General features: G+C 64.4%; 22 protein-coding genes and 1 tRNA gene. 7 read left to right on the plus strand and 16 right to left on the minus strand.

The features are described from left to right. Positions 1–48: 48 nt before the first annotated feature. The 3 genes from OW521_RS13325 to OW521_RS13335 form a co-directional block, all read right to left on the minus strand. On the minus strand, positions 49–483 hold the full coding sequence (locus OW521_RS13325) for a GNAT family N-acetyltransferase (RefSeq protein ID WP_268020111.1): 435 nt from the start codon (positions 481–483) through the stop codon (positions 49–51). 44 nt (positions 484–527) lie between these two features. Further along, a complete protein-coding gene (locus OW521_RS13330) occupies positions 528–1,478 on the minus strand; it encodes a D-2-hydroxyacid dehydrogenase family protein (RefSeq protein WP_268020112.1) in 951 nt (316 codons plus the stop codon). Between the two features lie 70 nt (positions 1,479–1,548). Next, complete coding sequence (locus OW521_RS13335) at positions 1,549–2,376, minus strand: transporter substrate-binding domain-containing protein (protein ID WP_268020113.1); 828 nt, start codon at positions 2,374–2,376, stop codon at positions 1,549–1,551. Positions 2,377–2,565: 189 nt separating this feature from the next. Here OW521_RS13335 and OW521_RS13340 point away from each other — a divergent pair, with 189 nt between their 5' ends. From OW521_RS13340 to OW521_RS13350, 3 genes are all read left to right on the plus strand, one after another. Then, positions 2,566–2,994, plus strand: coding sequence for a YybH family protein (locus tag OW521_RS13340; RefSeq protein ID WP_268020115.1), 429 nt, complete (start codon positions 2,566–2,568; stop codon positions 2,992–2,994). 112 nt (positions 2,995–3,106) lie between these two features. Continuing rightward, positions 3,107–4,096, plus strand: coding sequence for an LLM class flavin-dependent oxidoreductase (locus OW521_RS13345; protein ID WP_268020116.1), 990 nt, complete (start codon positions 3,107–3,109; stop codon positions 4,094–4,096). A 224-nt stretch (positions 4,097–4,320) separates the two neighbouring features. Beyond that, a complete protein-coding gene (locus tag OW521_RS13350; protein ID WP_268020117.1) occupies positions 4,321–6,960 on the plus strand; it encodes a trehalase-like domain-containing protein in 2,640 nt (879 codons plus the stop codon). 89 nt (positions 6,961–7,049) lie between these two features. On the opposite strand, the gene OW521_RS13355 is transcribed toward OW521_RS13350, so the two are convergent. The 3 genes from OW521_RS13355 to OW521_RS13365 all read right to left on the minus strand — a co-directional run bounded on the left by OW521_RS13355 (position 7,050) and on the right by OW521_RS13365 (position 8,933). Continuing rightward, positions 7,050–7,976, minus strand: coding sequence for an AEC family transporter (locus OW521_RS13355; RefSeq protein ID WP_268020118.1), 927 nt, complete (start codon positions 7,974–7,976; stop codon positions 7,050–7,052). Between the two features lie 143 nt (positions 7,977–8,119). After that, entirely contained in the window at positions 8,120–8,548 is a 429-nt protein-coding gene (gene panD / locus OW521_RS13360; protein ID WP_268020119.1) for an aspartate 1-decarboxylase, read from the minus strand. Between the two features lie 55 nt (positions 8,549–8,603). Next, the gene (locus OW521_RS13365; protein WP_268020120.1) at positions 8,604–8,933 is read right to left on the minus strand and encodes a hypothetical protein; all 330 of its coding nucleotides are present in this window, start codon (positions 8,931–8,933) and stop codon (positions 8,604–8,606) included. Positions 8,934–9,032: 99 nt separating this feature from the next. Here OW521_RS13365 and OW521_RS13370 point away from each other — a divergent pair, with 99 nt between their 5' ends. Continuing rightward, entirely contained in the window at positions 9,033–9,629 is a 597-nt protein-coding gene (locus OW521_RS13370; RefSeq protein WP_268020121.1) for a TetR/AcrR family transcriptional regulator, read from the plus strand. Positions 9,630–9,661: 32 nt separating this feature from the next. Here the strand turns inward: OW521_RS13370 and OW521_RS13375 are convergent, their stop codons facing one another. Then, positions 9,662–10,516, minus strand: coding sequence for a LysR substrate-binding domain-containing protein (locus OW521_RS13375; protein WP_268020122.1), 855 nt, complete (start codon positions 10,514–10,516; stop codon positions 9,662–9,664). A 149-nt stretch (positions 10,517–10,665) separates the two neighbouring features. Here OW521_RS13375 and OW521_RS13380 point away from each other — a divergent pair, with 149 nt between their 5' ends. Beyond that, on the plus strand, positions 10,666–12,066 hold the full coding sequence (locus OW521_RS13380) for an MFS transporter (protein WP_268020123.1): 1,401 nt from the start codon (positions 10,666–10,668) through the stop codon (positions 12,064–12,066). Between the two features lie 68 nt (positions 12,067–12,134). On the opposite strand, the gene OW521_RS13385 is transcribed toward OW521_RS13380, so the two are convergent. From OW521_RS13385 to OW521_RS13395, 3 genes are all read right to left on the minus strand, one after another. Then, complete coding sequence (locus OW521_RS13385) at positions 12,135–13,268, minus strand: N(5)-(carboxyethyl)ornithine synthase (RefSeq protein WP_268020124.1); 1,134 nt, start codon at positions 13,266–13,268, stop codon at positions 12,135–12,137. A gap of 17 nt (positions 13,269–13,285) precedes the next feature. Then, positions 13,286–13,420 carry a hypothetical protein gene (locus OW521_RS13390; protein ID WP_264637052.1) on the minus strand — a complete coding sequence of 45 codons (135 nt, stop codon included), beginning with the start codon at positions 13,418–13,420 and terminating at the stop codon, positions 13,286–13,288. Between the two features lie 122 nt (positions 13,421–13,542). Further along, positions 13,543–13,616: transfer RNA gene (locus OW521_RS13395), tRNA-Gly, on the minus strand. Between the two features lie 262 nt (positions 13,617–13,878). On the opposite strand from OW521_RS13395, the gene OW521_RS13400 reads away from it, so the two are divergent. Both OW521_RS13400 and dcd read left to right on the plus strand, forming a co-directional pair. Then, entirely contained in the window at positions 13,879–14,325 is a 447-nt protein-coding gene (locus OW521_RS13400) for an SRPBCC family protein (RefSeq protein WP_268020126.1), read from the plus strand. Between the two features lie 152 nt (positions 14,326–14,477). After that, positions 14,478–15,053 (plus strand): dCTP deaminase, encoded by a 576-nt coding sequence (gene dcd, locus OW521_RS13405; protein ID WP_268020127.1) that lies wholly within the window; start codon positions 14,478–14,480, stop codon positions 15,051–15,053. A 327-nt stretch (positions 15,054–15,380) separates the two neighbouring features. On the opposite strand, the gene OW521_RS13410 is transcribed toward dcd, so the two are convergent. The 6 genes from OW521_RS13410 to OW521_RS13435 all read right to left on the minus strand — a co-directional run bounded on the left by OW521_RS13410 (position 15,381) and on the right by OW521_RS13435 (position 22,254). Beyond that, complete coding sequence (locus tag OW521_RS13410) at positions 15,381–16,586, minus strand: cation:proton antiporter (RefSeq protein ID WP_268020128.1); 1,206 nt, start codon at positions 16,584–16,586, stop codon at positions 15,381–15,383. Positions 16,587–16,591: 5 nt separating this feature from the next. Continuing rightward, positions 16,592–17,074 carry a cation:proton antiporter regulatory subunit gene (locus OW521_RS13415; RefSeq protein ID WP_268020129.1) on the minus strand — a complete coding sequence of 161 codons (483 nt, stop codon included), beginning with the start codon at positions 17,072–17,074 and terminating at the stop codon, positions 16,592–16,594. A 77-nt stretch (positions 17,075–17,151) separates the two neighbouring features. Next, the gene (locus OW521_RS13420; RefSeq protein WP_268020130.1) at positions 17,152–17,937 is read right to left on the minus strand and encodes a glucosamine-6-phosphate deaminase; all 786 of its coding nucleotides are present in this window, start codon (positions 17,935–17,937) and stop codon (positions 17,152–17,154) included. Between the two features lie 40 nt (positions 17,938–17,977). Further along, a complete protein-coding gene (locus tag OW521_RS13425; protein WP_268020131.1) occupies positions 17,978–19,507 on the minus strand; it encodes a glycoside hydrolase family 3 protein in 1,530 nt (509 codons plus the stop codon). A gap of 62 nt (positions 19,508–19,569) precedes the next feature. After that, on the minus strand, positions 19,570–20,736 hold the full coding sequence (locus OW521_RS13430) for an ROK family transcriptional regulator (RefSeq protein WP_268020132.1): 1,167 nt from the start codon (positions 20,734–20,736) through the stop codon (positions 19,570–19,572). Between the two features lie 114 nt (positions 20,737–20,850). Then, entirely contained in the window at positions 20,851–22,254 is a 1,404-nt protein-coding gene (locus OW521_RS13435) for an MFS transporter (protein ID WP_268020133.1), read from the minus strand. Positions 22,255–22,311: the final 57 nt, after the last annotated feature.

Raw genomic sequence — 22,311 nt, forward strand, 5'->3', positions numbered from 1 at the left:
CTCTGAGGGACCCCCGGCTAGGTCGTAAAAGACCGTCTTCGCTGCAAATCAGGCGGCGACCATGAAAACGTCTACCGGATCCTCGGTCTCCAGGACAAAGCCGTGGCGTTCGTAGAGGCGTCTGGCCGGGCTGCCCTGGAGCACATTGAGCCGGAACGGCCGGTGGTCCTTGGACTCGCCCATGATCCGACGGAGCACGCCGGCCCCAAGCCCGTGCCCCTGGAATCCAGGAGCGATGTAGAAATGTTCGATCCACAGCGCATCGGGTTCCGGGCGGACAGCGATGACGCCAGCAGCTTGCCCTTCGACGGCAATGACGAAGGTGTGTTCCGGTTGGAACGCATTCAAGAAGCGCTCCCGAACCCGGACCGGATCCCAACGCCCAAGCCGCTCCAAATCGCGACGCATGACGACGGCGCGCAGTTCCGCGATCCACGCGGCATCAGAAGGCGGGGCGGGACGGAGCGAGAATTCGGCGGGCACTGGACCATTCAACCCCAATCTCAACCCCAATCGGCGCCGCCGAATCAACCGGTGAGTACCCGCACCGGATTCCCCCGCACCCACCCGCGGACGTCCTCGAAGGCCTCGCCATAGAAGCGGGCATAGCTTTGCGAGGTGACGTAGCCCAAGTGCGGTGTCAGCACCGTGCGAGGCGCCGTGAGGAGGGGGTGGTCCGCAGGGAGGGGTTCGACGTCGTACACGTCCAGGGCCGCGCCGCCGAGCCACCCCTCGTTGAGGCCGCGGAGGAGGGCGGCCTCTTCCACGATCGGTCCGCGGGCTGTGTTCACCAGGACGCCTTCGGGACCGAGGAGCCGCAGTTCGTCCTCCCCAACGAGCCCCCGGGACCGTTCCGATAACCGCACGTGCACGGAGACGACGTCGGCCTCACGGAACAGTGCCTCTTTGCTCACCTTCCGGGCGCCAGCCGCAGCGGCAGTCTCTTCCGTGAGATTCGGACTCCAAGCAATGACCTCCATGCCGAACGCCTTGCCGTAGCGGGCGATCTTGCTCCCGATCTTGCCCAGTCCCAGCACTCCAAGGGTCTTTCCCGACAGTTCGAAACCCACGGTGCTCTGCCAGTTTCCGGCGCGCAGCCGACGGTCCTCGAACGGCACCTTGCGTGCGAAAGCCAGGAGCAGGGCCCACGTCAGTTCCGGCGCTGCGGCGGGCGAACCGCCTGTTCCACAGACGACGACGCCCTGCTCCTCGGCAGCGCGCAGGTCAATGGCCGCGTTGGCCATCCCGGTGGTGACCAGGAGTTTCAGCTTGGGCAATTGCCGAAGGAGGCCGGCGTCGAAGGCGGTCCGTTCCCGCATGGCCATGATGATGTCGAAGTCGCGGAGCGCGTCCGCCGCGTCCGCCAATGGCTCCGTGAAAACGGTGACATCGACGCCGTCGTCGGCGAGCTCGGCCCACGGTGCGTACTTGTAGGCGACGGTCTGGTAGTCGTCAAGGATGGCGAGGCGCTGGCCCATAGAATTCCCTTCGCTTTTCCGGATCACGGCGGTCCCGGATACGTGGAAAGTTACACCCCCGAAGCCAGCGCTAGCTCTTCGGCAGGCCCGGCGGGTTCAGTTCAGACTTCTGGATCCCTTCCGCCGAGAGTCCCCAGCGATCCAGGATCTTCCCATACGTCCCGTCCTTGATCAGCGAGTTCAGGCCGGCCTGCGCTGCCGCCGCGAAGCCGTTGCCCTTCTTGGTGGTGACCGCAATGTTAGCCTTGAGCGGCCAGCCGCCGTCCACCAGGCCCACGTTCTTGGTCTTGCCATCGGTTTGCGACTTGTAGGACGCCGTCGCGTTCGGCCCGAACGTAAGGTCCGCACGGCCCGACTGAAGCGCCAGCGTGGAGGCCGAGTCGTCGTCGTAATACTGGAATTCAACCGGCTCTTCGCGGTAGCTGGCGAAATCGAACTTGAGCTTGCGCTCTTCCGTCACCGTGACGTTCGAGATGACGGCCTCGTACTTGCCCGATTCCACGCCCAGCGGCCAGTCGGCCCAGGCCGTCGGGACAATGTCCGCCTTGAGCCCCAGCGGATCTGCCAGCGCGACGGCGATATCCACCTCGTTGCCCACCGGCGTCTTGTTGTCCGCGGCATAGACGGCCAGCGGCGCGGCGAAAGGGCTCACAGCGACGGTCAGCTTTCCGTCTGTCTTGACCGACTGCGGCACCTGGGCGGCGGCTTCCGGTGAGACCTGTACAGGGAAGCGGTTCTGTTCCGGTGACAGGTTGAAGGTCTTGGCGGCTGAAGAGCCAGCGGACGACGACGGCGCTGACGCCGCTGAGGCGCGCGGGTCCGAGCACGCGGCGAGTCCGAGAGTCGCGGTCACTGCGAGTGCCAGTGCGGTGCCTGATTTGAGGCGTGAAATAGCCATGGAGTCCCCTTCGAAAGTGGTGGATGGTGTGCTTGTGGCAGCAACTATCCGGCAGGGTCTAGGGCCGGTCAAAGCGGCTTGAAACGCTGGGATACAGGAGTTAACGGGGTTCATTCGAGGTCCCGAGAGGTCACACTCGGGCACGGTGTAGGCTTCCCACACAACGGCCCATACCAGAGGAGATTTTTCGTGAGCAACGAGCAAACCCCAGTTGCACAGGCACTGGATTCCTACGCCGCCGCCGTCCAGGCGAAGGATGTGGATGCCTTCACGGCGCTCTACGACGACAACGTCCACATCTACGATTCCTGGGGGCAATGGCAATACACGGGAATCGATGCTTGGCGGTCGATGGCGGGCGAATGGTTCTCCTCACTTGGCGACGAGCGCGTGCAGGTCGAATTCAACGAAGTGCGGTCCGTTGCGGGGGAGGACGTAGCTTTCGGGCATGCGGCCGTCACCTTCGCCGGGATCTCGGCGGAAGGCGAACGGCTCAGGGCGATGACCAACCGCTTCACCATTTGCCTTGAGAAGAAGAACGGCGCTTGGAAGATCGCCCACGAGCACTCTTCCCTGCCCATCGACATGGAGACGGGCAAAGGCATCTTCACAAGCTGAGACGGAACCCACGGAAGTCAACGAAATAACCCAGCGGCCGCCGTCGTTGTCGCAAGAGTGGCCGGGAAACCGGCCGCTTGAACGAAACCACCTTCGAAAGGCCGGCACCAACGTGACTGTTCCCCTCTCCATCCTCGACCTGGCAATCATTGGCAAAGGCCAGACGGCGGCGGAGAGTTTCGCCGGGAGTGTCGCCATAGCGCAACTGGCCGAGCGGCTCGGCTACCGTCGGATTTGGTACGCCGAGCACCACAACATGGGCTCGATCGCTTCCTCGGCCACGAGCGTCCTGATTGCCCATATTGCGGCCAACACGAGCACCATCCGGCTCGGCGCCGGCGGGGTCATGCTGCCCAACCACTCGCCGCTCACTATCGCTGAGCAGTTCGGCACGCTCGAAACACTGCACCCGGGCCGCATCGACCTTGGCCTCGGACGGGCACCCGGCAGCGACCAGAACACCATGCGTGCACTCCGCCGCGACCCCATGGCCGCGGACACGTTCCCGCAGGACGTATTAGAGCTGCAGGGCTACCTCACGGGACCCACTCGCATCCAAGGGGTCGAAGCGACGCCGGGCAAGGGCACCAACGTGCCGCTCTACATCCTCGGTTCCTCCCTGTTCGGGGCGCACCTCGCCGCACAGCTTGGCCTGCCTTACGCCTTCGCCTCGCACTTCGCGCCCAACGCGCTGCAGGACGCCGTCGCCATTTACCGCCGCGAGTTCAAGCCGTCTGAGCAACTGCAGGAGCCGCACGTGATCGCGGGAGTGAACGTGGTGGCAGCCGATTCGGCGGCCAAGGCCCAGCGGCTCTTCCTTGAGGTCAAGCGGGACCGCGTCTCCCGTTTCCTGGGTGGTGGGCGCGAGTTCACCGACGCCGAAGCGGACCTCATCCTCGACTCGCCGCAAGGCCAGCACATCGCCCAAATGGTGAAGTACTCGGCAGTGGGGACGCCGGAGGTTGTGCGCGATTACCTCGATGAGTTTGCCCGCCACGCCGACGCCGACGAACTGATCGTGGCCCACCAAAGCACCGGAACGGAGCAGCGCCTGCGTTCCGTGGAGCTGGTAGCGGAAGCCGTGGGGCTGACCCGGGTGTAGCCGACGCCCGGCTCGCGCCACTCCGAGCAAACTTTTGAAACGCACGACGACGGCCTACCGCGGAATTGCGCGGAACGCACCGCTGCGCCGGACCAAAAGAACGTCTGGCGTAACGCACCCTGCCGAGCAAACTCGGAAGCGTTACACCCCGGCAATACGCGGGTCATGGAGGCGAAACTCCGCGGGCGGAAACTGGACGAATCCACCCCGGAAGGATCGTCCCCATGGCTACTCCGCTCAACCAGTCAGTGGCCGATTCGGCGTTGCTGACAAAGTCGCTTCCACTCGGCCTCCTGCGGACCTTCGCCCAGTCCGAGGCCGCCCACGACGGCATCACCCCGGAACTCCTCTCCGAGCTGAGGATGCTCGCCCGAACTCCGGGACTCCTGGTGGCTTGCAACTACGGTGGAACCCTCTGCGCGGCTGAAGGCGTGTCAACCGAGACGCTCCCTTTGGGGGGTGCCGCCGTCGCGCTCCGGGCACTGGCCGCACTGCCGAACACGCACACGGCCGTCATCTCCGGCAGATCGCTCCGGGACTTGGCCGCTGTTTCCAGGCTCCCAGCGGAGGTTCACCTGGTGGGTTCGCACGGCGCTGAGTTCGACATGACCTACGCGTACGGCATCTCCATGGCCACCGAGGCCGTCCTTCAGCGGGCAGCCACCGCAGTCAATGAATCAATCGGCTTCGAAAAGGGCATCAGCATCGAGCGCAAGCCCGTGGCGGTCGCGATCCACACAAGGCCGGCGACGCCTGCCGTCGTCGCACGGGTGACGCGCGAGGCGAACCAGATCGCCCGGGAATTGGGCCTGTTCTTCATTGTGGACGGGTCAGTGCTGGACCTCTCCATCGTGGAGCCCTCGAAGGACGCCGCGCTGGAGCATCTGCGAACGCAGTTGGGGGCCAGCGCGGCCCTGTTTGCGGGCGACGCGGACAGCGATGAACTCGCCATCGCCACCCTGCGTGGCCCGGATCTAGGGCTGCACGTGGGCGACCGGGAAACCTCGGCGCGCCACCGACTGCCGGACCCGGAATCCTTCGCCAAAGTGCTCGCCATTCTGTTCGAACTCCGCCGGGCGTGGCTGTTTGGCGAGGACGCAGTGGGGCTGGAGCGGCATTCGATGATCGGCAACGGGACCTCCACTGCGCTGCTCACCCCAGAAGCCAAGATTTGTTGGATGAGCCATCCCCTCCCGGATTCCGGCTCCTTGTTTGCCCACATCCTCGGTGGCGATCCCGCCGGCCACTTCAGCGTGGAACCGGTCAAGACGTCGAAGGTTCTGGGCCAGCGCTACGTGGACAACACCATGATCGTGGAGACGCGCTGGGCGGACGTCACAGTCACCGACTACCTTGAACCCGCACCGGACGGCATCACCAGCCTGGTCCGTGTCCTGTCCGGAACCGGCAGTGCGCGGATTGTTTTCGCACCACGCCCGGACTACGCCAATGCTCCCTTCAACATGGAAATCCGCGGTGAAGAGTTGCACGTCGTGGGCACGTCGGACCCCATCATCCTCTTCGCTCCCGGGGTCTCCTTCACGGTCACCAGCGACGGCAAGCATGGCACCGCCACCGCGGAAGTCAGCCTCGCGTACGGTCCCGTAGTCATGAACCTCAGGTGCGGGGACACTGAGCCGACGACGCCGGACCCCGCCGGAGAGCTCGCCCGGCGGGCCGCCGTCGCGCACCAATCCCGGCAGTGGGTCCGCGGGCTGGAACTGCCCGAAATGAAACCGTCGTTGGTGCGCCGTTCGGCGCTGGTCCTGAAGGCCTTGGTGCACGAACCCACAGGGGCAGTCCTCGCGGCGCCAACCACGTCGCTGCCGGAAGGGATCGGTGGGACCCGCAACTGGGACTACCGTTACTGCTGGCTCCGCGACGGTTCCATGACGGTCAACGCGCTGGTGGATCTCGGTTCCACCGAGGAAGCGGACGGTTTCCTCCGCTGGCTGGGCCGCATCCTCGACAACGCGCCCGGACCGGAATGGCTGCACCCGCTGTACTCCGTGACGGGCTCCCCGCTGTCCACGGAGGCCATCATCGAAAGCCTGCCCGGTTACGCAGGATCCCGACCCGTGCGGATCGGGAACGCGGCGGACCACCAGGTCCAGCTGGACGTTTTCGGACCGATCGCCGAACTCATTCGCGGGCTCAGCAAACGTCGCGGCACCCTGCCGGACGAACACTGGAAACTCATGGAGCAGATGGCCTCGGCCGTCCTGGCCCGCTGGCACGAACCCGACCACGGCATCTGGGAAGCCCGGCGCGCACCGAGACACCACATCTACACGAAGGTGATGTGCTGGGTGACGCTGGACCGGGCCATGCAGACGGCGGTCCGGTTCCGTCGCCCAATTGGAGCCGCGTGGGAGGAGACGGCCAACATCATCCGCTCCGAGGTCCTCCGCGAGGGCTGGGATGATTCCGCGAGTTCCTACACTGTGGCCTACGACAGCCCGGACCTGGACGCGGCTGTGCTCCACATCGGACTCTCGGGCCTCCTGGATGTCCGCGACCAGCGCTTCCTGGACACTGTCACCGCCGTCGAGCGGGAACTGCGGGTGGGTCCCACCGTGTTCCGGTACAAGTACGACGACGGCCTGCCGGGTTTGGAGGGCGGGTTCCACATCTGCACCACATGGCTGATTGAGGCGTACCTTGCCGTGGGCCGGCTGGACGATGCGCTGGAGTTGTTCAACCAGCTCGTGGCGCTCTTTGGGCCTACGGGTTTGCTTCCCGAGGAGTTCGACCCCGGCACGGAGACCCACCTGGGCAATCACCCGCAGGCGTACTCGCACCTGGGATTCATCCGCTGCGCGCAGCTCCTGGACAGGTACCTCGACTTGGTGGACGAAGAGTAGGCCCAAGGACACCAGCCGCCCGCCCAACTGACTCGCATTAGATGTCGTTTTGAGCGCTCAAAACGACACCTAGTGCGAGTCAGTTGGGTCTAGGCAAGCAGCAGGGCCACTGCGATCATTGCCGGGACCGCCACCACCGTGGTGATCAGGACGGTGTCCTTGGCAACGGTGATTCCGGTGTTGTAGCGGCTCGCTGCAACGAACACGTTCTGCGCCGTGGGCAATGCCGAAGTGACCACCACCGCGAACAAGGCGTGTCCCTCCAGACCCAACGCGAAGCGGGCAAACAGGTAGGCCATCAAGGGGTGGACGAACAGCTTGAAGCCGCTGGCCAGCAAGGTGTCCAGGCGGCGGCATGTGTCCTTTTGCAATGGGGGCGAGCCGTTCAAGCTCATGCCGAACGCCATCAGCATCGCAGGGATGGCGGCGCCTCCGATCAGATGGATCGGCTCCATGATGAGCGCGGGCACTTGCCAGCTGGTGCCGGCCACCACCAAGCCGAGGGCCGATCCCACGATCATCGGGTTCCGTACGATCATCAAGACGAATCGGAGGGGAGTGGTGCGGTGGCTGCTGGTGCTGGCATCGAGTGCCATCAGGTACATGGGCGTGAAGAACGCGAGCTGGAAGATCAGCAGCGGTGCCACATAGCTGGCGTCGCCCAGGACGAACACTGCGATGGGGATGCCGAGGTTCGCGGAGTTGGCCAACGAAGCGCTCATGGATGACATGAGCGATTCTGGCAGGGAACGTTTGAGCCAGAACTTTACAATGACGAAGAACAGGGTGCCTGTGGCTACGGCCCCCACGGCTGTGACCAGGAGCGGAGCAGCGAAAATTTCGTGAAGATGGGCCTTGCCCAAGGTTTCAAAGAGGAGCGCAGGGCTCGCGACGAAGAAAGTCAGGCCGCTGAGGACCGAACGCGCATTGTCGCCCAGGATCCCGCGCTTGCCGACGAACATGCCCACCAGGATGATGGCCCAGACCACGAAGAACCCGGAAAGGACGCCCAGCACTACGGCATCCGGAGGGGGATGGGTGCGGGGCGGCGTGGGTTCACAGTCCCAGCCTAAATCAGCTTTATTCGGCGGTAAGGCTCGACGGCGGGATGTTCCGCCATGTGGACGGCGTCAAGGGGCGTCCCGCGGGGCTAGGGAGTCTAGTTCAGGTCGGCGTTGTTGAGGGCGTGCGGCGGGCGCATGAGGCCCGGAGTGAGGCCCTCGGCGGGATCGCTGCCGAGCTGGACGATCTTGTTGGACCTATCCACATGGACAACCTTAGGCTGGTAGGCCTTGGCCTCTTCGGTGGTCATCTCCGCATAGGTGATGAGGATGACGATGTCGCCCACGTGCACCAGGTGCGCTGCGGCACCGTTGATGCCGATGACGCCGGATCCGCGCTCGCCGGCGATGGTGTACGTTTCCAGGCGCGCCCCATTGGTGACATCAACAATCGAGACGAGCTCACCGGGCAGAATGTCCGCAGCATCCAGCAGATCCAGGTCGACCGTCACAGAACCTACATAGTGCAGGTCGGCATGGGTCACCGTGGCACGGTGGATCTTGGACTTAAACATTGTGCGGTTCATAACGTGACAAGTTTAGCGCGTGGGCGCTCGATCGCCGGGTGATGCCTGACACAGGCTAGGCCCTGGCGCCGGCCTTCCTTCCCTGCCGCCTCTTCAGGGAACCGTAGCCAGCGAGCAGCTTGGGAACGGCGAAGTAGACGGCCGTCGGAACCACCACGAGAGTCAAGATGAGGGCGCGCAGGGCAGGGTGCCAGGATTCGGTCAACGGACCAAGGATCGTCAGGCCGATCGCCACGAGCGGGAAGATGGCCAGCCAAGTGATGACTGCGCGCACGTGCACAGAAGGGACGTGGGCGGAATGTGCGTGAACAGAAGGCGCGGGCGCGGAAACCGGCGCAGGCCCGGTGCTGTCCACGGGTGCGGTAACTGGGGACTGGGTGCTCATGAAATTCTCCAACCAATTAGTTGTTTTCCGGGTGAGTTCAGACTAGACGCCACTTCCGAAAACTGCAACTACTTGGTTGGACTCTGTTACGATGGGTGCATGGCATGGGATACCGAGCGGACCAAGCGCCTCCTCCTTGAGGCGGCCACCGCCGAGTTTTGCCAATTCGGACTCGCCGGCGCGAGGGTAGACCGCATCGCAGCCGCGGCCGGAGTCAACAAAGAGCGCATCTATCAGTACTTCGGCAAGAAAGATCTCCTCTTCGACGCCGTGATCGCGTCCCAGCTCAGCAAGGTGGTGGACGAAGTCCGCATCGAGGGCAGTGGTCCCGAAGCCTTGGCCGATTATGCCGGACGCCTGTTCGACCACCACCACCAAGACGCCACCCTGCCGAGGCTGCTGTTCTGGGAGGGGTTGGAGCGGGGCGACTACGTGGTGAACCGCCCTGACCGGGCCGCGAACTGCCGCAACAAGGTTGATGGCGTCATCCGGGCCATGCCGGGCACTTCCAGGGAAGACGCAGCCGATCTGATCCTCACCATCGTTGCGCTGTGTGACGCCTGGCCGGTACTGCCGGAACTGGATGGCCTCATGGCTGGCAAGGGATCAGGCAGGGTGCAGCGGCGACGGAAGGCGATTGTCCAGACCATCCTCCTGGCCGCGCGGGCATTGGTCCCCGAGCCTAGTCACCTCTAGCCCGGCGCCTTCGAGTTCCGGATCCGTGGGAACTATGCCTGCTTGTTGAGCGTCCGGCCGATGATGGCTTGCGTGAGCGCATCCACTACCTCTGCGTTCGCGAGCGGGTTGCGGATGAGGGTGAAGTCGACTTCGCCCACGGGCGGGAGGCCGAAGCGCCGGGTGATTACCGTGAGGTCCTCGGGAACCAGCGACGACGGCATGACGGCGACGCCGATGCCGGCGCGCACCGCAGCCAGGACGCCCGCGATCTGCTTGGTGGAGCAGGTGACCCGCCACGTCCTGCCCATGGCCTCGAGGGCATCGATGGCCAACTTGCGGCTGACGCTCGGTGCCGGATAGCAGATCAGCGGCACGGGGCCCGCAGGGTCCAGCACGGTCTGTTCGACGCCGACCCAGGCAAAGTTGTCGTGCCGGACCACGGTGCCGTCCTTGGCCTCGCCCACCCACTTCACGAACACCAGGTCCAGTTGGCCGGCGTTGAGGCGTTTGTAGAGCTGGTCGCTCTGGCTCACCGTGAGTTCGAGGTTGATCTGCGGATACAGTTGCCGGAATTCGCGAAGGATTCTCGGCAGGCCCGTAATGGCAAGATCGTCGGCGGTTCCGAAGCGGAGCCGGCCGCGCATGGCGGAACCGGAGAAATACCTCGCCGCGGAATCGTGGGCCGCCAGGATGTTCCGGGCAAAACCTGCCATTGCGTCGCCATTGTCCGTGAGCCGCACATCCCTGGTGTCGCGTGCCACGAGCGCCCGCTTTGCCGCCGTTTCCAGCTTTCTCACGTGCTGGCTCACTGTGGGCTGGGCCAGGCCGAGGCGCTCGGCGGCCTTGGTGAAACTCAGGGTCTCGGCGACGGCCAAGAAGGACCGCAGCTGCACTGGCTCGAACACGAGGCTCCTTGAAAGGTGGGGGGACAGTTGCTCAGGGTACTGTATTGCAATTCGCAATGCTAGTTATACAGCCAATTCACTTCCATAATTGTGGCTGCCCACCCTAGCGTTAAGTGCATCCCAGCGAAACGTCTATCCAAGGACTTCTTTTGGCACCCCCACCGCCCTCAGCGGCACATGTCAGCCAATCCTCCATCGATTCACTCGTCGCAAGCAGCAGAAATTCAGGCGCTGCTGACTACTCGGACACAGCCACCCAGCCGATCGCCGTCGTGAGCGAACGGCTACCTTGGCGGCACACATTCATTTCCCTCAAAGTACCCAACTTCAGGATCTTCGCCATTGGCCACTTCGTGGCCGTGATTGCGCTCTGGATGCAGCGGATCGCCCAGGACTGGCTGGTGCTCCAGCTTTCCGGCTCCGTCACCGCCGTCGGAATAACCGTGGCATTGCAGTTCATGCCGTCGCTTTTCCTGGGCCCCTGGGGCGGCATGATGGCCGACCGCTTTCCCAAGCGACGCATCCTCATCCTGTGCCAAAGTGTCGCGGCCGGCCTCGCGGCCATCCTTGCCATATTGGCGTTGAGCCACCGCATCGAGGTGTGGCACGTTTACGTCATTGCGTTTGTCCTGGGCCTCGTGACCGTCCTGGACCAGCCCGCGCGGCAGGTCTTCGTCAATGAGCTTGTGGGACCGAAATACCTGCGGAACGCCATCAGCGTCAACTCCACCACGTTCCAGCTGGGTGGCCTGATTGGTCCCGCCCTGGCCGGCGTGCTGCTGACCGCGGTCGGCGCGGGTTGGGCATTCGCGGCAAACGCCGTCGCGTGCTGTTCCACAGTCACCATGCTGCTCATGCTCCGCAAGAACGAACTCTTTGTCAGCACGCCTGTGCCAAAACGCAAGGGGATGCTGCAGGAAGGCCTGCGATACGCTCTAAGCAAGCCCACCATCTACTGGCCGTGGCTCATGGCCGGCTTTGTAGCGGTCTTCGCGATGAGCCTGCCTGTGCTCCTCGCCGCCTTCGCGGACCATATCTACCATGCGGGCGCCGGCGGCTACGGCTTGCTCAACGCCATGGTTGCCCTTGGCGCGCTTGCCGGAGCAATCACTTCCGCCCGCCGCCGCCAATTGCGTCTGCGCTCGGTGGTCCTGTCCGCCGGGATGTACGGCTTGATGCTGTGCCTGGCCGCGTTGGCGCCGTCCATGGTGTGGCTTGCAGTTGCCATGGTTCTCTCCGGGTTCTGGTGCCTCATGTTCCTGACCGCCGCCAACCAACTGGTCCAAGTCAGCGCGAACATGAGCATCCGCGGACGCGTCATGAGCCTCTACATCATGGTGCTCATCGGTGGCCAAGCCATCGGTGGACCCATGATGGGTTGGCTCGCCGAGCACCTGAACCCGCACGCAGCGCTCTTGGTGTCCGGCGGGGTGCCGGCGCTCGCAGCGGCGACGGTCGCCGTCGTGCTCGCGCGGAAGTCTGAGTTACGGCTCAAAGTGAACGTTCGGGACCGACGCCGGATGGTGCGGATCGTCCCGCAGTCGGCGTAGCGCCGAACGCGGCTGAGCCGGGCGCCTGCCAGGCGCCCGGCTGCAAGGGTGTTTGAACCAGGGTCCGCTTAGGGCACAAGGTGCGGGTAGTCGGCCGCGCGCCCCTGGAATTGCAGCACGTCCGGGTTGCGGATGATGCCGTCCCGGATCTCGATGGCACGGGAGATTGTCTCGTTGGCGTCCCAGGCTTCCGGGCCCGAAATGACGGTCTCGACGAACGGCAGGAGCGCTTCGCTGATCTCCCAGCTGGACGAGTTCCACAAGTAGGACGGGCTGTGGTCCACCGCGTAGTAGTTGATGTGGTCGCCCACGGTGAACATGGGTTCGGCGAAGGTCGTGGTCTGCGCCCAACTGAAGCCCATTCCTTCGTCGCAGGAGACGTCGACAATCAAGCTTCCCGGCTGGAACGCGTCCAGGTCCTCAGTCCGCAGGTACGTCAGCGGCGAGTTCGGGTCCTGCAGGGTGCAATTGACCACGATGTCGCTTGCTGCGAGGAACGGCGCCAACGGCAGGCGGCCACGATCCGTAATGACCTCACTCAGGAACGGGGCGTTCTGGTCGTGGTCGAACTGCACGATCCGCACCGAGTGGATAGGGGAGCCGACCGCCGCAACACCGCGGTTTGTCAGGACCTGGACGTCGTGGATGCCATGGGCATTCAGGGCGGTGACCGCGCCACGCGCTGTGGCTCCGAAACCAATCACGACGGCGCTGAGGCGCCTCCCGTAATCACCGGTGGAGCCAGTCAGGGCAAGGGCATGGATGACGGAACAGTAGCCTGCAAGCTCGTTGTTCTTGTGGAAGACGTGGAGGCCAAAGCCGCCGTCGCTGGCCCAGTGGTTCATCGCCTCGAAGGCGATCAAGGTCAGCTTCTTATCGATGGCGAGCTGGGTGATCGCCCGGTCCTGGACGCAGTGCGGCCAGCCCCAGAGGACCTGCCCGTCACGGAGATCGGCAAGGTCTTCCGGTTGCGGCTTGGGCAGGAGGATCACATCTGACTCGGAGATCAATTCTTCGCGGCTTGCCATGCCACCGACCAAAGGCTCCAGTTGGCTGTCCGAAAAGCCGAATCGCTCGCCGTAGCCGCGCTCCAGCCGGATGTGCTGCCTGAGTTCCGGAACAATGCGCTCCAGATGCAGGGGATGGACTGGAAGCCGGCGCTCGTCCGGCTTCCGCGATGAGGAAAGGATTCCGAGGGTCATGGCGCCTATATGGCCGCTCACTTTTTGTTGCCGGTTGCCGGCTTCGCCACCGTGGTTGCGGAGGACTCTGACGCCCTTTTATCCGCACGCTTTTCTTTGATGGATTTGCCGGATTTTTTCGATGCAGCTTGGCGAGGTGATTTGTCAGCCATGATTGCTCCCTAGAGCAGAGCCGAAATGGCTCCTAGCTCCTGACGATACACCCTTCAGGGTTGGGCGCCTTGTATCCGAAGGGCCGCCGAGGGGCCAGACAAGGATGCCCTGCCAGGGATAATGGAGCGGGCGACGGGAATCGAACCCGCGTATCGAGCTTGGGAAGCTAGCGCTCTACCATTGAGCTACGCCCGCAATGCCCGGCAATTCAGCCGGAGCAGATCCCAGCTTAGCGCAGATAACGCGGCGATTGAGACACAGACTCACCGGCTGCTGGCGCGTTTTCTTCCGCCGCTATCACGGTCGCATCAAGTTTGGCGCTGAGCTCGTAAAGATTCGGTTAAGGCTCGACGCGGGTGTGTTGCCCTGAGTCGCGCCTGACTATTCTGTAGCAGTTAGCTGCTGTGTCATGGGGAACCCGGCTACGTCTATGAGCCGTACGCCGAAAGAGGATTCCGTGGCATTTGCAGAGCATGAAGTACTCATTGGTCGCGACGCCATGACCGTCTACCGGTTCCTTGTGGACGGCTTGAACAATCCCCTTTGGCGCAGCGGAATCCGCAGCATTTCCCTCCGCTCCGGACACGCTGGCGAAAAAGGCGCGGTCTATCAGCAGACCTTGTTAGGCGCTGACGGGCGGCCGATTGCGGCTGACTTCCAGATCACCGAGGCCCGGCCCGGCGCAGAAGTGCGTTTCGCCGTCGTCGCCGGTCCTGCGCGCCCCACCGGTGGGTACTATCTCAGTACTGAGGGCCCAAACACGCGCCTGCGGTTCGCGCTGGAGTTACATCCCAAGGGCTTGCAGAAACTCATGAACACGATGATCCAGAAGACCATCGAAGACGAAGTGGTCCAGCTGGAGCAGCTCAAGGCGGTCATCGAGGGGCAGGCGACGGAAGCGTAGCGGCACCGCAATTCGTCTCAATGTTTCCCCAGATTCGCGTTGTGCCACCTTTCCCAAACACAACAGCGGTAACGGCAGTCTATGCGGTGCACTATAGTCCCATCCGCCACTCTCGCACCGCCTGCTATGTCGCATGCGGTATTTTTGATCCTGTGCTGATCTCCGACCGCGACATACGTGCCGAAATCGACTCCCGACGTATTGTCCTGGAGCCCTACGACCCCGAGATGGTTCAGCCGTCCTCAGTGGATGTGAGGATTGACCGCTTCTTCCGGCTGTTCGACAACCACAAATACGCGCACATCGACCCTTCCGAGGAGCAGCCTGAGCTGACCCGCTTGGTTGAGGTCGAAGGCGAGGAGCCTTTCATCCTGCACCCGGGCGAGTTCGTGCTCGGTTCAACGTATGAGACCGTGAGCCTGCCGGACGACGTCGCCGCGCGGCTGGAAGGCAAGTCTTCGCTGGGACGCCTCGGTTTGCTGACGCACTCCACCGCCGGCTTCATCGACCCCGGATTCTCCGGCCACGTGACTTTGGAGTTGTCCAACGTTGCCACGCTTCCCATCAAGCTGTGGCCGGGCATGAAAATCGGTCAGTTGTGCTTCTTCCGCCTCTCCTCGGCCGCTGAATATCCCTATGGCTCCGGTGAATCCGGCAGCCGCTACCAAGGCCAACGCGGCCCCACCGCGAGCCGCAGCCACCTGAACTTCCACAGGACGTCTGTCTAGGGCTTCACTTGCGCGCGCCGGGGCGGGAGATCTCGCCTCTTTCGGCGCCGGTCGGCGGCTTTCAAGGGCACGCGGCGTCCAGCGACCCCCTTACGTGCAGGCCGATCTCCGCCGTCCCACCGAAGCAAGTGCACCAACGGCTGGCGTTCGAGGTCAAAAGGGAGGGGACAGCGCCACAGGATTGCCGCCGTCGGGCCGCAACAAACTGTTCCCGGCGAGATGCCGGTCAGTAGGCGTGCAGTGTGGGCAAGTTCCTGTGTGGCACCCTAAGGAACACGGACTCCACGGCTAGCCACGCGCAAATCCTTGCGTGAAAAGGGCGAGACCTCACGTCTCGAAGGAGGCAACGGGTTCGGATGCTTTCGGCTTGCGCGGAGACTTGCGGAAGACCTTGACCACGGGCTCCACGAAACGGGCTGCGAGCGGTCCGGCGATGGCCATGAGCAGCACATACGCCGTGGCGAGGGCTGCGAGATCCGGCGGGACTGCTCCCGAGGTTACGGCCAAACCCGCAATGACAATCGAGAACTCGCCGCGGGCTATCAGGGCGGCTCCCGCGCGGAACCGGCCAGGTACGGCAATGCCTGCCCGCTTGGCGGCCCAGAATCCGGTCAGCAACTTGGTAACAGTGGTCGCTAAGGCCAAGAGCAGTGCCCAGCCGAGTACCGGCGGGATGGTGGACGGGTCCGTGTTCAGACCGAAGGCTACGAAGAAGATAGCGGCAAAGAGATCCCGCAGAGGCTCGAGAATTCGCGTCGCGCTGTGGGCGGTTGCCCCGGAAATCGCAATGCCGAGCATGAACGCGCCCACGGCCGCGGAGACCTGGAGGGCGGACGCGATACCCGCTACCAAAAGCGCGGCACCGAGGAGATTGAGCAGGAAGACTTCAGAGTTTTCGCTGTGCACGGCCTGGGACACCCGGTGGCCGTGTTTGAGGGCCACCACCAGCACCAGGGTGACCACGGCCAATGCAATACCCACGGTCTGGAGTCCGCCCAGGAAACCCACGCCCGCGAGGATCGCGGTGAGGATCGGCAGATAGATGGCCATGGTGAGGTCTTCGAACACCAGGATGGCCAGCACCACCGGAGTCTCACGGTTACCGATTCGGCCGAGATCCGTGATCACTTTCGCGGCGATGCCCGACGACGAAATATAGGTGACACCACCCATGACGATCGCGCCCACAAGTCCCCAGCCGAGCAAGACGGCGATACCCGCACCAGGAAGGAAATTCAGTATCAGGTCCAGCACGCCTGCTTGCCAGGACCGTCGCAAGCCTGTGACGAGTTCGGCCGCCGTATATTCCAATCCGAGCATCAACAGGAGCAGGATGACACCGATTTCGCCGGAAAGATGCGCGAACTCGTGCATGCCATCGAGCTTGATCAGACCACCCGCCCCGAAGGCCAGTCCCCCGACCAGATAAAGCGGAATGGGGGACATGCCGATCCTGCCGGCCAATCGAGCCAAGAGCCCGAGGCAGGAGACGACCGCGCCCAGCTCAATGAGGGTCAGGGCCAGGGGGTCCATGAACTTCAGCCGTTGCGCAGAATGGCAGCCGCAGAGTCAAGACCTTCCTGCGTACCGACAGCCACTAGCAGATCACCCGTGTGAAGGACGAGGTCGGGTGCCGGTGACGGAACCACTTCTCCTTCGCGCATGATCGCCACGATCGAGACACCGCTGCGGGTGCGGATCTGGGCTTTGCCCATGGGCTGGTTGCTAAAAGGGGAGTCCGCGGTGATCGAGAACTGCCGCGTGGCAATGCCGGGGATTTCCTTGTGGGCCTCGGCGAGGCGCATGGCGATGTGCTGCCCGCCCAGGAGGTTGCCCAGGGCGGCTGCTTCGTCGGCGGTCAACGGGATGGACGCCTGGCAGGTATCGGGATCGTCCCAAGTAGAGACGAAAAGCTCGGTTTCGCCTTCGCGCATCTCGACAACACCGATCCGGCGTCCCGAGGCCGTGATGAAATCCTTGCGGACCCCAAGGCCTGGAAGTTCTGTCTCATCCACGTTCATAAGTCCACCCTAGCCCTCTTGGGCAGGCGGTGGAATGACGCCACTCCCAGCCGCCGAACGAAGCGATCCGCCCCTTACTAGGGGGTCAACGCGAGTCCGCGCGCGGCGTCGTCGTAGTATTCCCGGTTGGCGAGCCCGGCGGCGGCTGCCTCATCGAGAACCACCACGGCATCGGCATGCCACTGCAGGATCGATCCGGGGCACGAGGCCGTCAGTGGGCCCTCGACGGCGGCAGTGATCGCGGCCGCTTTGGCGGCACCGGTGGCGATGAGCACCAGCCGACGCGCATCCAGGACGGTCCCCAACCCTTGGGTGATGCAGTGCGTCGGGACATCGGCGTCGTTGTCGAAGAACCGGGCGTTGTCCCGCCGCGTGCGGGACGTCAGCCGCTTCAGCCGGGTGCGGGACGACAACGAGGATCCGGGCTCATTGAAGCCCACGTGACCGTTGGCGCCGATTCCCAGGATCTGCACGTCGACTCCGCCGGCAGCGCGGATCGCGGCATCGTATGCGGCCGCTCCGGCCTCGAGCTCCGCCTGCGTGGCACCGGTGCCGTCAGGAACGTTCAGCCCTGCCAGCGGGAGCCCGATGACATCGCAGACCTCACGGATCAACACCTGCCGGTAGGACTGGACATGTCCAGCCGGGAGTCCAACGTATTCGTCCAAAGCGAAGCCCACGGCGGCCGAGAAATCGACGCGGCCAGCGCGCGCAGCGGCCGCGAGCTCTGCGTACAATCCCAACGGGGACGAACCCGTGGCCAGTCCCAGCACTGCCCGCTTGCCCGCGGGAAGCCCCGAGAGGACGGCGTGGGCGGCAGCCGAGGCGGCGGATTCCGGGGTGGGCGCGACAATGACTTCCATGGCAACTTTCTGTCGAAGGGTGGTGTGCGGGCTGCGGCAGTCAGGCTTTGACAGTGCCGTCCAGCAGCAGTGATGTCAGGGCCTGGGAAACCGTGAGGGACGCACCATAGGTGACGATGTCCGCCCCGCCGCGCGGCCAGCCGCACTCGACGGCGATCACCGCGTGTCCTTCCGCCCTCAACCGGGCGAAAACGGTCCAGAGCGGGTGCTCGGCATCCAGGCCGCGCCCGACGACGGCGACCCGGGCGCCGTCGGGCACCTCGCCTTCGCCGACCACCGCTTGAGTCGCGGCGGCGGGACCCCAGGGCACGTGACCGACGGCGAAATTGGCTCCGGTTTCAACCTGCACGATGGCCACGGGCTCCTGCCGCGCGAGCCACTTTTCGGCTGCCTCGGACACCTCGAAGGCCTCGGCGATGCGCTCGCCGTCGAGTTCCTTGGCATCGGCAACCATGCCGGAAGGCTGCGGCTGGCCGGTTTGGAGCCCTAGCTGGCCCCTGATGGCGGCCTCCTGGATTTCCGCGGCGCCCGCGGCGGGGAAGCGCGAGGACAACGCCGCCGTGCGGGCAGCGGCATCAGCCAGCCGCTCAAGGGGCAGGCGTCCCTCCTCAACGGCGTCGGCGATCGCGTTGAGCGTCCGTTCGAAGAGGGCCGGGCCTGTTTCGGAGCCCAGGCACAGCAGGTCCGCCCCGGCCACCAGTGCACGGACGGCCGCTTCAGGGACGCCTGTCTCGGCGGATGCCCCGGCCATGTCCAGGGCATCCGTGATGATGACGCCCTCGAATCCCATGTCCCGGCGAAGCAGGTCTTGCAGGATGCGCGAGGAGAAAGTGGCGGGGTGATTCGGGTCCAGGGCCTCAACCAGGATGTGGCTGGTCATGACGGTGGCGCCACCCGCCGCGACGAGCGCGCGGAACGGGACTAGTTCGCGGGCATCCAGCGTAGCGGCGTTGGCCGTGACCCGCGGGAGCGCAAGGTGCGAATCGGTGGTGGTGTCGCCGTGGCCCGGGAAGTGCTTGGCGCAGGATGCCACACCGGCGTCTTCGAGTCCACGGATCCAGGCGGCAGTGTGCCGGGCCACCAGGTCCGGTTCGGCCCCGAAGCTGCGCACGCCGATCACAGGATTGTCCGGAGCGGAATTGACGTCGGCATCCGGGGCCAGGTTGAGGTTGATGCCCAGGCCTGCGAGTTCGTAGCCGATGGCGCTGGCGCTGGCGGCGGTCAGTTCGACGTCGTCCAACCGCCCAAGCACGGCGTTGCCGGGCTGCGTTGATCCGGTGAGGTAGTGCAGACGCGTGACGTCGCCGCCCTCTTCATCGACGGCGATGAGCGTGCTCGGGGAATGGGAGCGGAGCCCGGCGCAGAGCTCGCGCAACTGCACGGGGGACGCCACATTGGTGCCGTAGAGGCACACAGCCGCGAGCCCGGCGTCGTACGCATCCAGGATCCAGACGGGGACGGCGATACCGGTGAATCCGGGCATGAGGGTGCCTGCCGCCAATCGGCGGAGGTGCGCGCGGGCGGGCCCGGTGGCAAAGGACTGGGTAGCGGGGGACTGAATCGTGTCCATGTCCGGCTCCTTTGGAGGGATGCTTATTGGGTAGTCAGGGCTGGAAACGGCAGGCGCGGCGCTCAGGCCACACCGAGCTGGTTCCACAGGACCATCACGGCGGCTCCGCGCAGGACAATGTCCTGTGCGTCTGCCGCGAGACGGACGGACACCGGTGCGGGGTCCTGGTGCAGTAGCCGCCCCAGCAGGGTCTGCTGGACGGCGTCGAGAAGGGGGCCCTCCAAGAGCTCCCGGGGTCCACTGAGGACCACTTCAGCCAAGTCGAGCGCGCCCACCACGGGCGCGAGGGCGATGGCGAGCCGCTCGCCTGCTTCCCGGAGCACGACGTCGGCCGCGGCTTCCGGCTCGGAGCTCGCCGCCGCTTCGGTGAGGGCACGTTCGAGGCTCGGAACGGACATCCAGGTTTCGAGGCAGCCGGTCTTTCCGCACTTGCATATGGTTCCGCCGTCGGTGCCGACCGTGACGTGGCCGATTTCCCCTGCCGCGGAGTGGGCACCCCGGGCACGCCTGCCGCCCACGATGAGTCCGGAGCCGACGCCGCGGCCGATTTTCACAAGGACCATGTCGTCACTGCCGCCGCCGAAGGTGTGGTCCGCGTGGACTGCGGCATCTGCGTCGTTGGAAACGAGGGTCGGCAGGCCAGTGTGTTCCTGGAGGAGGTCGCGGAGGGCAAGGTCCTTCCATTCGAAGTTGGGGGCCGTGGTGACCACGCCGTCCGCATTGACGATGCCGGGGGTCCCGACGCCGATGCCCAACAACGTGGCGGTGGCGCGCGCGACTGCCTCAGAAGCGAGTTCGAGTACCTGGTTGACCACGTCCCGCCCGGTTTCCGAAGCAATGGTGCGCTCGACGCGTTCGAGGATGTTGCCGTCAAGGTCCAGGACTGCGGCGCGCAGCACGGAATTTTCGGCCAGATCCATGCCGATCACCTGGAGGCCTTGGCGGTTGATGTCCACAAGGATGGCCGGTTTGCCGGGGCGTACTTCATCCGATTGCCCCAGTTCCACTACGTGGCCGCGCTCGAGTAGGTCCGAGACGAGGTCTGATACGGTGACGCGGGTCAGGCCCAGCGTCCTGGAGAGTTCCGCGCGGCTCATCGCACCTGCCGAGTGCAGCGTCTGGCGCACCAAGGAGAGGTTGTGGGCACGCCCATCGGAGGGCAGGGTCGCGGCGCCTGTTCGATCGGTGCGGTGGCGGTCAGTCCGGGGGCGGTCACGAAGGGCTTCCATGTGAGTTAGTAAACTCTACTAACAATCAAAGATCAAGGGTTTTCCTCGTCATATTTTTGCCGTCCCGCTCAGGGCACCGGCCCGGGGCCGGGTCTTCACTGCAGAGCAGCTGTCTTAGCGCAGCGGGACTGTGGCAATTTCCGTCTTGCCAGGTGATTTGACGGGCAGGATCACCAGCAGGCCGGCGAGGAGCACCACCATGATGCCCAGAATGCCCCAGCGTTGGGCTCCGCCCGGGGCCACGAGGGGTGTTGCCATGGTGATGCACAAGGAAAAGAGCGCCGGTGCCAGGAAGCTCACTGCCCGGCCGGTAGTGGCGTAGAGTCCGAACAATTCGCCGGATTCCCCGTCTGGCGCCAGCCTCGCGAGGTAGGCGCGGGAGGACGACTGGGCCGGTCCGACGAAGAGGCTAAGGAACAGGCCGAACACCCAGAAAGTGGTGCTGCCTGCCCAGTGGGATCCGAAGAACACGTAGTCGCCATTGCCGAGCACCAGGATTCCAGTGCCGGCTACCAGGAGCCCCATCAGGGAAATGATGATGACAGCCTTGGGTCCGATCCTGTCGTCCAGGAACCCGCCGATCATGGCACCTACGGCGGCCACCACGTTTCCGAAAATCGCGAAGAAGATGACTTGCTTGAGCTCGAATCCAAAGGTCCCGGCAGCAATGACTCCACCAAAGGTGAAGACCGCCGCGAGGCCGTCGCGGAAGATGGCACTCGCGAGGAGGAAATAGATTGTGTGCGGGCTGGTTCGATAGATCGCCACGATCCGGCGGCCCAACAGACCGTACGAGGCCAGGAATCCGAGCCTGGATTCCGTTTTCTTGACGGAAAGCTCCGGCACCGCAAAGAGGACCGGCAGCGCGAAGATGAAAAACCAGAGCGCGGAGAAAACAGCCACGAGCCTGATATTCAGGCTGTCCTGAGTGGAAGCTCCGAACCACTCAAACGACGGCTGGACGAAAAGCTGCAGCACCACGAGCAGCGCTACGATTCCGCCCAGGTACCCCATTCCCCAACCGAAGCCACTCACTTTGCCGATATTGGCAGGGGTGGAGATCTGCGCCAGCATGGCGTTGTAGTTGACGCCCGCGAACTCGAAGAACACATGGCCAAGCGCAATAAGCGATACGCCAAGGAGCAGGAACTCGGGCTTGGGGAAGACGAAGAAGCACATGCCCGTGAGGACTGCGACAATCGCTGTGTTGACCCCAAGCCATAGTTTGCGGCGGCCACCGGAGTCGGAGCGCTGGCCGGTGACGGGCGCCAGGAGGGCGATCGCGACGCCGGCAATCGCCAAGGCGGCCCCCAACGTTGCCGAGGCAGAGTCTTCACCGCCGAAGGCTTTGGACGTCAGATAAACCGTGAACACGAAGGTGGTCATGACGGCGTTGAATGCTGCGGAACCCCAGTCCCAGGAGGCCCACGCAAGAATCTGGCCCTTGTTGGACAGGGCGGGCCCGGACGCAAGCTCGGATGCCGGGTGCGGGGCCTCAGGCGCGGTTGCCATGTTCATGGACTGAATGGTAACCGCCTGAAGCGACAGTTTTGGGACGTGTTGCTGGCCGGCGTC

This window comes from Arthrobacter sp. MMS18-M83, assembly GCF_026683955.1.
GTDB lineage: Bacteria > Actinomycetota > Actinomycetes > Actinomycetales > Micrococcaceae > Arthrobacter.

Coding starts and splice junctions, on each gene's coding strand:
- OW521_RS13330 (WP_268020112.1), bottom strand. CDS start 1,478: ATGGGCCAGCGCCTCGCCATCCTTGACGACTACCAGACCGTCGCCTAC.
- OW521_RS13335 (WP_268020113.1), bottom strand. CDS start 2,376: ATGGCTATTTCACGCCTCAAATCAGGCACCGCACTGGCACTCGCAGTG.
- OW521_RS13350 (WP_268020117.1), top strand. CDS start 4,321: ATGGCTACTCCGCTCAACCAGTCAGTGGCCGATTCGGCGTTGCTGACA.
- panD (WP_268020119.1), bottom strand. CDS start 8,548: ATGAACCGCACAATGTTTAAGTCCAAGATCCACCGTGCCACGGTGACC.
- OW521_RS13365 (WP_268020120.1), bottom strand. CDS start 8,933: ATGAGCACCCAGTCCCCAGTTACCGCACCCGTGGACAGCACCGGGCCT.
- OW521_RS13370 (WP_268020121.1), top strand. CDS start 9,033: ATGGCATGGGATACCGAGCGGACCAAGCGCCTCCTCCTTGAGGCGGCC.
- OW521_RS13385 (WP_268020124.1), bottom strand. CDS start 13,268: ATGACCCTCGGAATCCTTTCCTCATCGCGGAAGCCGGACGAGCGCCGG.
- OW521_RS13390 (WP_264637052.1), bottom strand. CDS start 13,420: ATGGCTGACAAATCACCTCGCCAAGCTGCATCGAAAAAATCCGGCAAA.
- OW521_RS13410 (WP_268020128.1), bottom strand. CDS start 16,586: ATGGACCCCCTGGCCCTGACCCTCATTGAGCTGGGCGCGGTCGTCTCC.
- OW521_RS13415 (WP_268020129.1), bottom strand. CDS start 17,074: ATGAACGTGGATGAGACAGAACTTCCAGGCCTTGGGGTCCGCAAGGAT.
- OW521_RS13420 (WP_268020130.1), bottom strand. CDS start 17,937: ATGGAAGTCATTGTCGCGCCCACCCCGGAATCCGCCGCCTCGGCTGCC.
- OW521_RS13425 (WP_268020131.1), bottom strand. CDS start 19,507: ATGGACACGATTCAGTCCCCCGCTACCCAGTCCTTTGCCACCGGGCCC.
- OW521_RS13430 (WP_268020132.1), bottom strand. CDS start 20,736: ATGGAAGCCCTTCGTGACCGCCCCCGGACTGACCGCCACCGCACCGAT.
- OW521_RS13435 (WP_268020133.1), bottom strand. CDS start 22,254: ATGAACATGGCAACCGCGCCTGAGGCCCCGCACCCGGCATCCGAGCTT.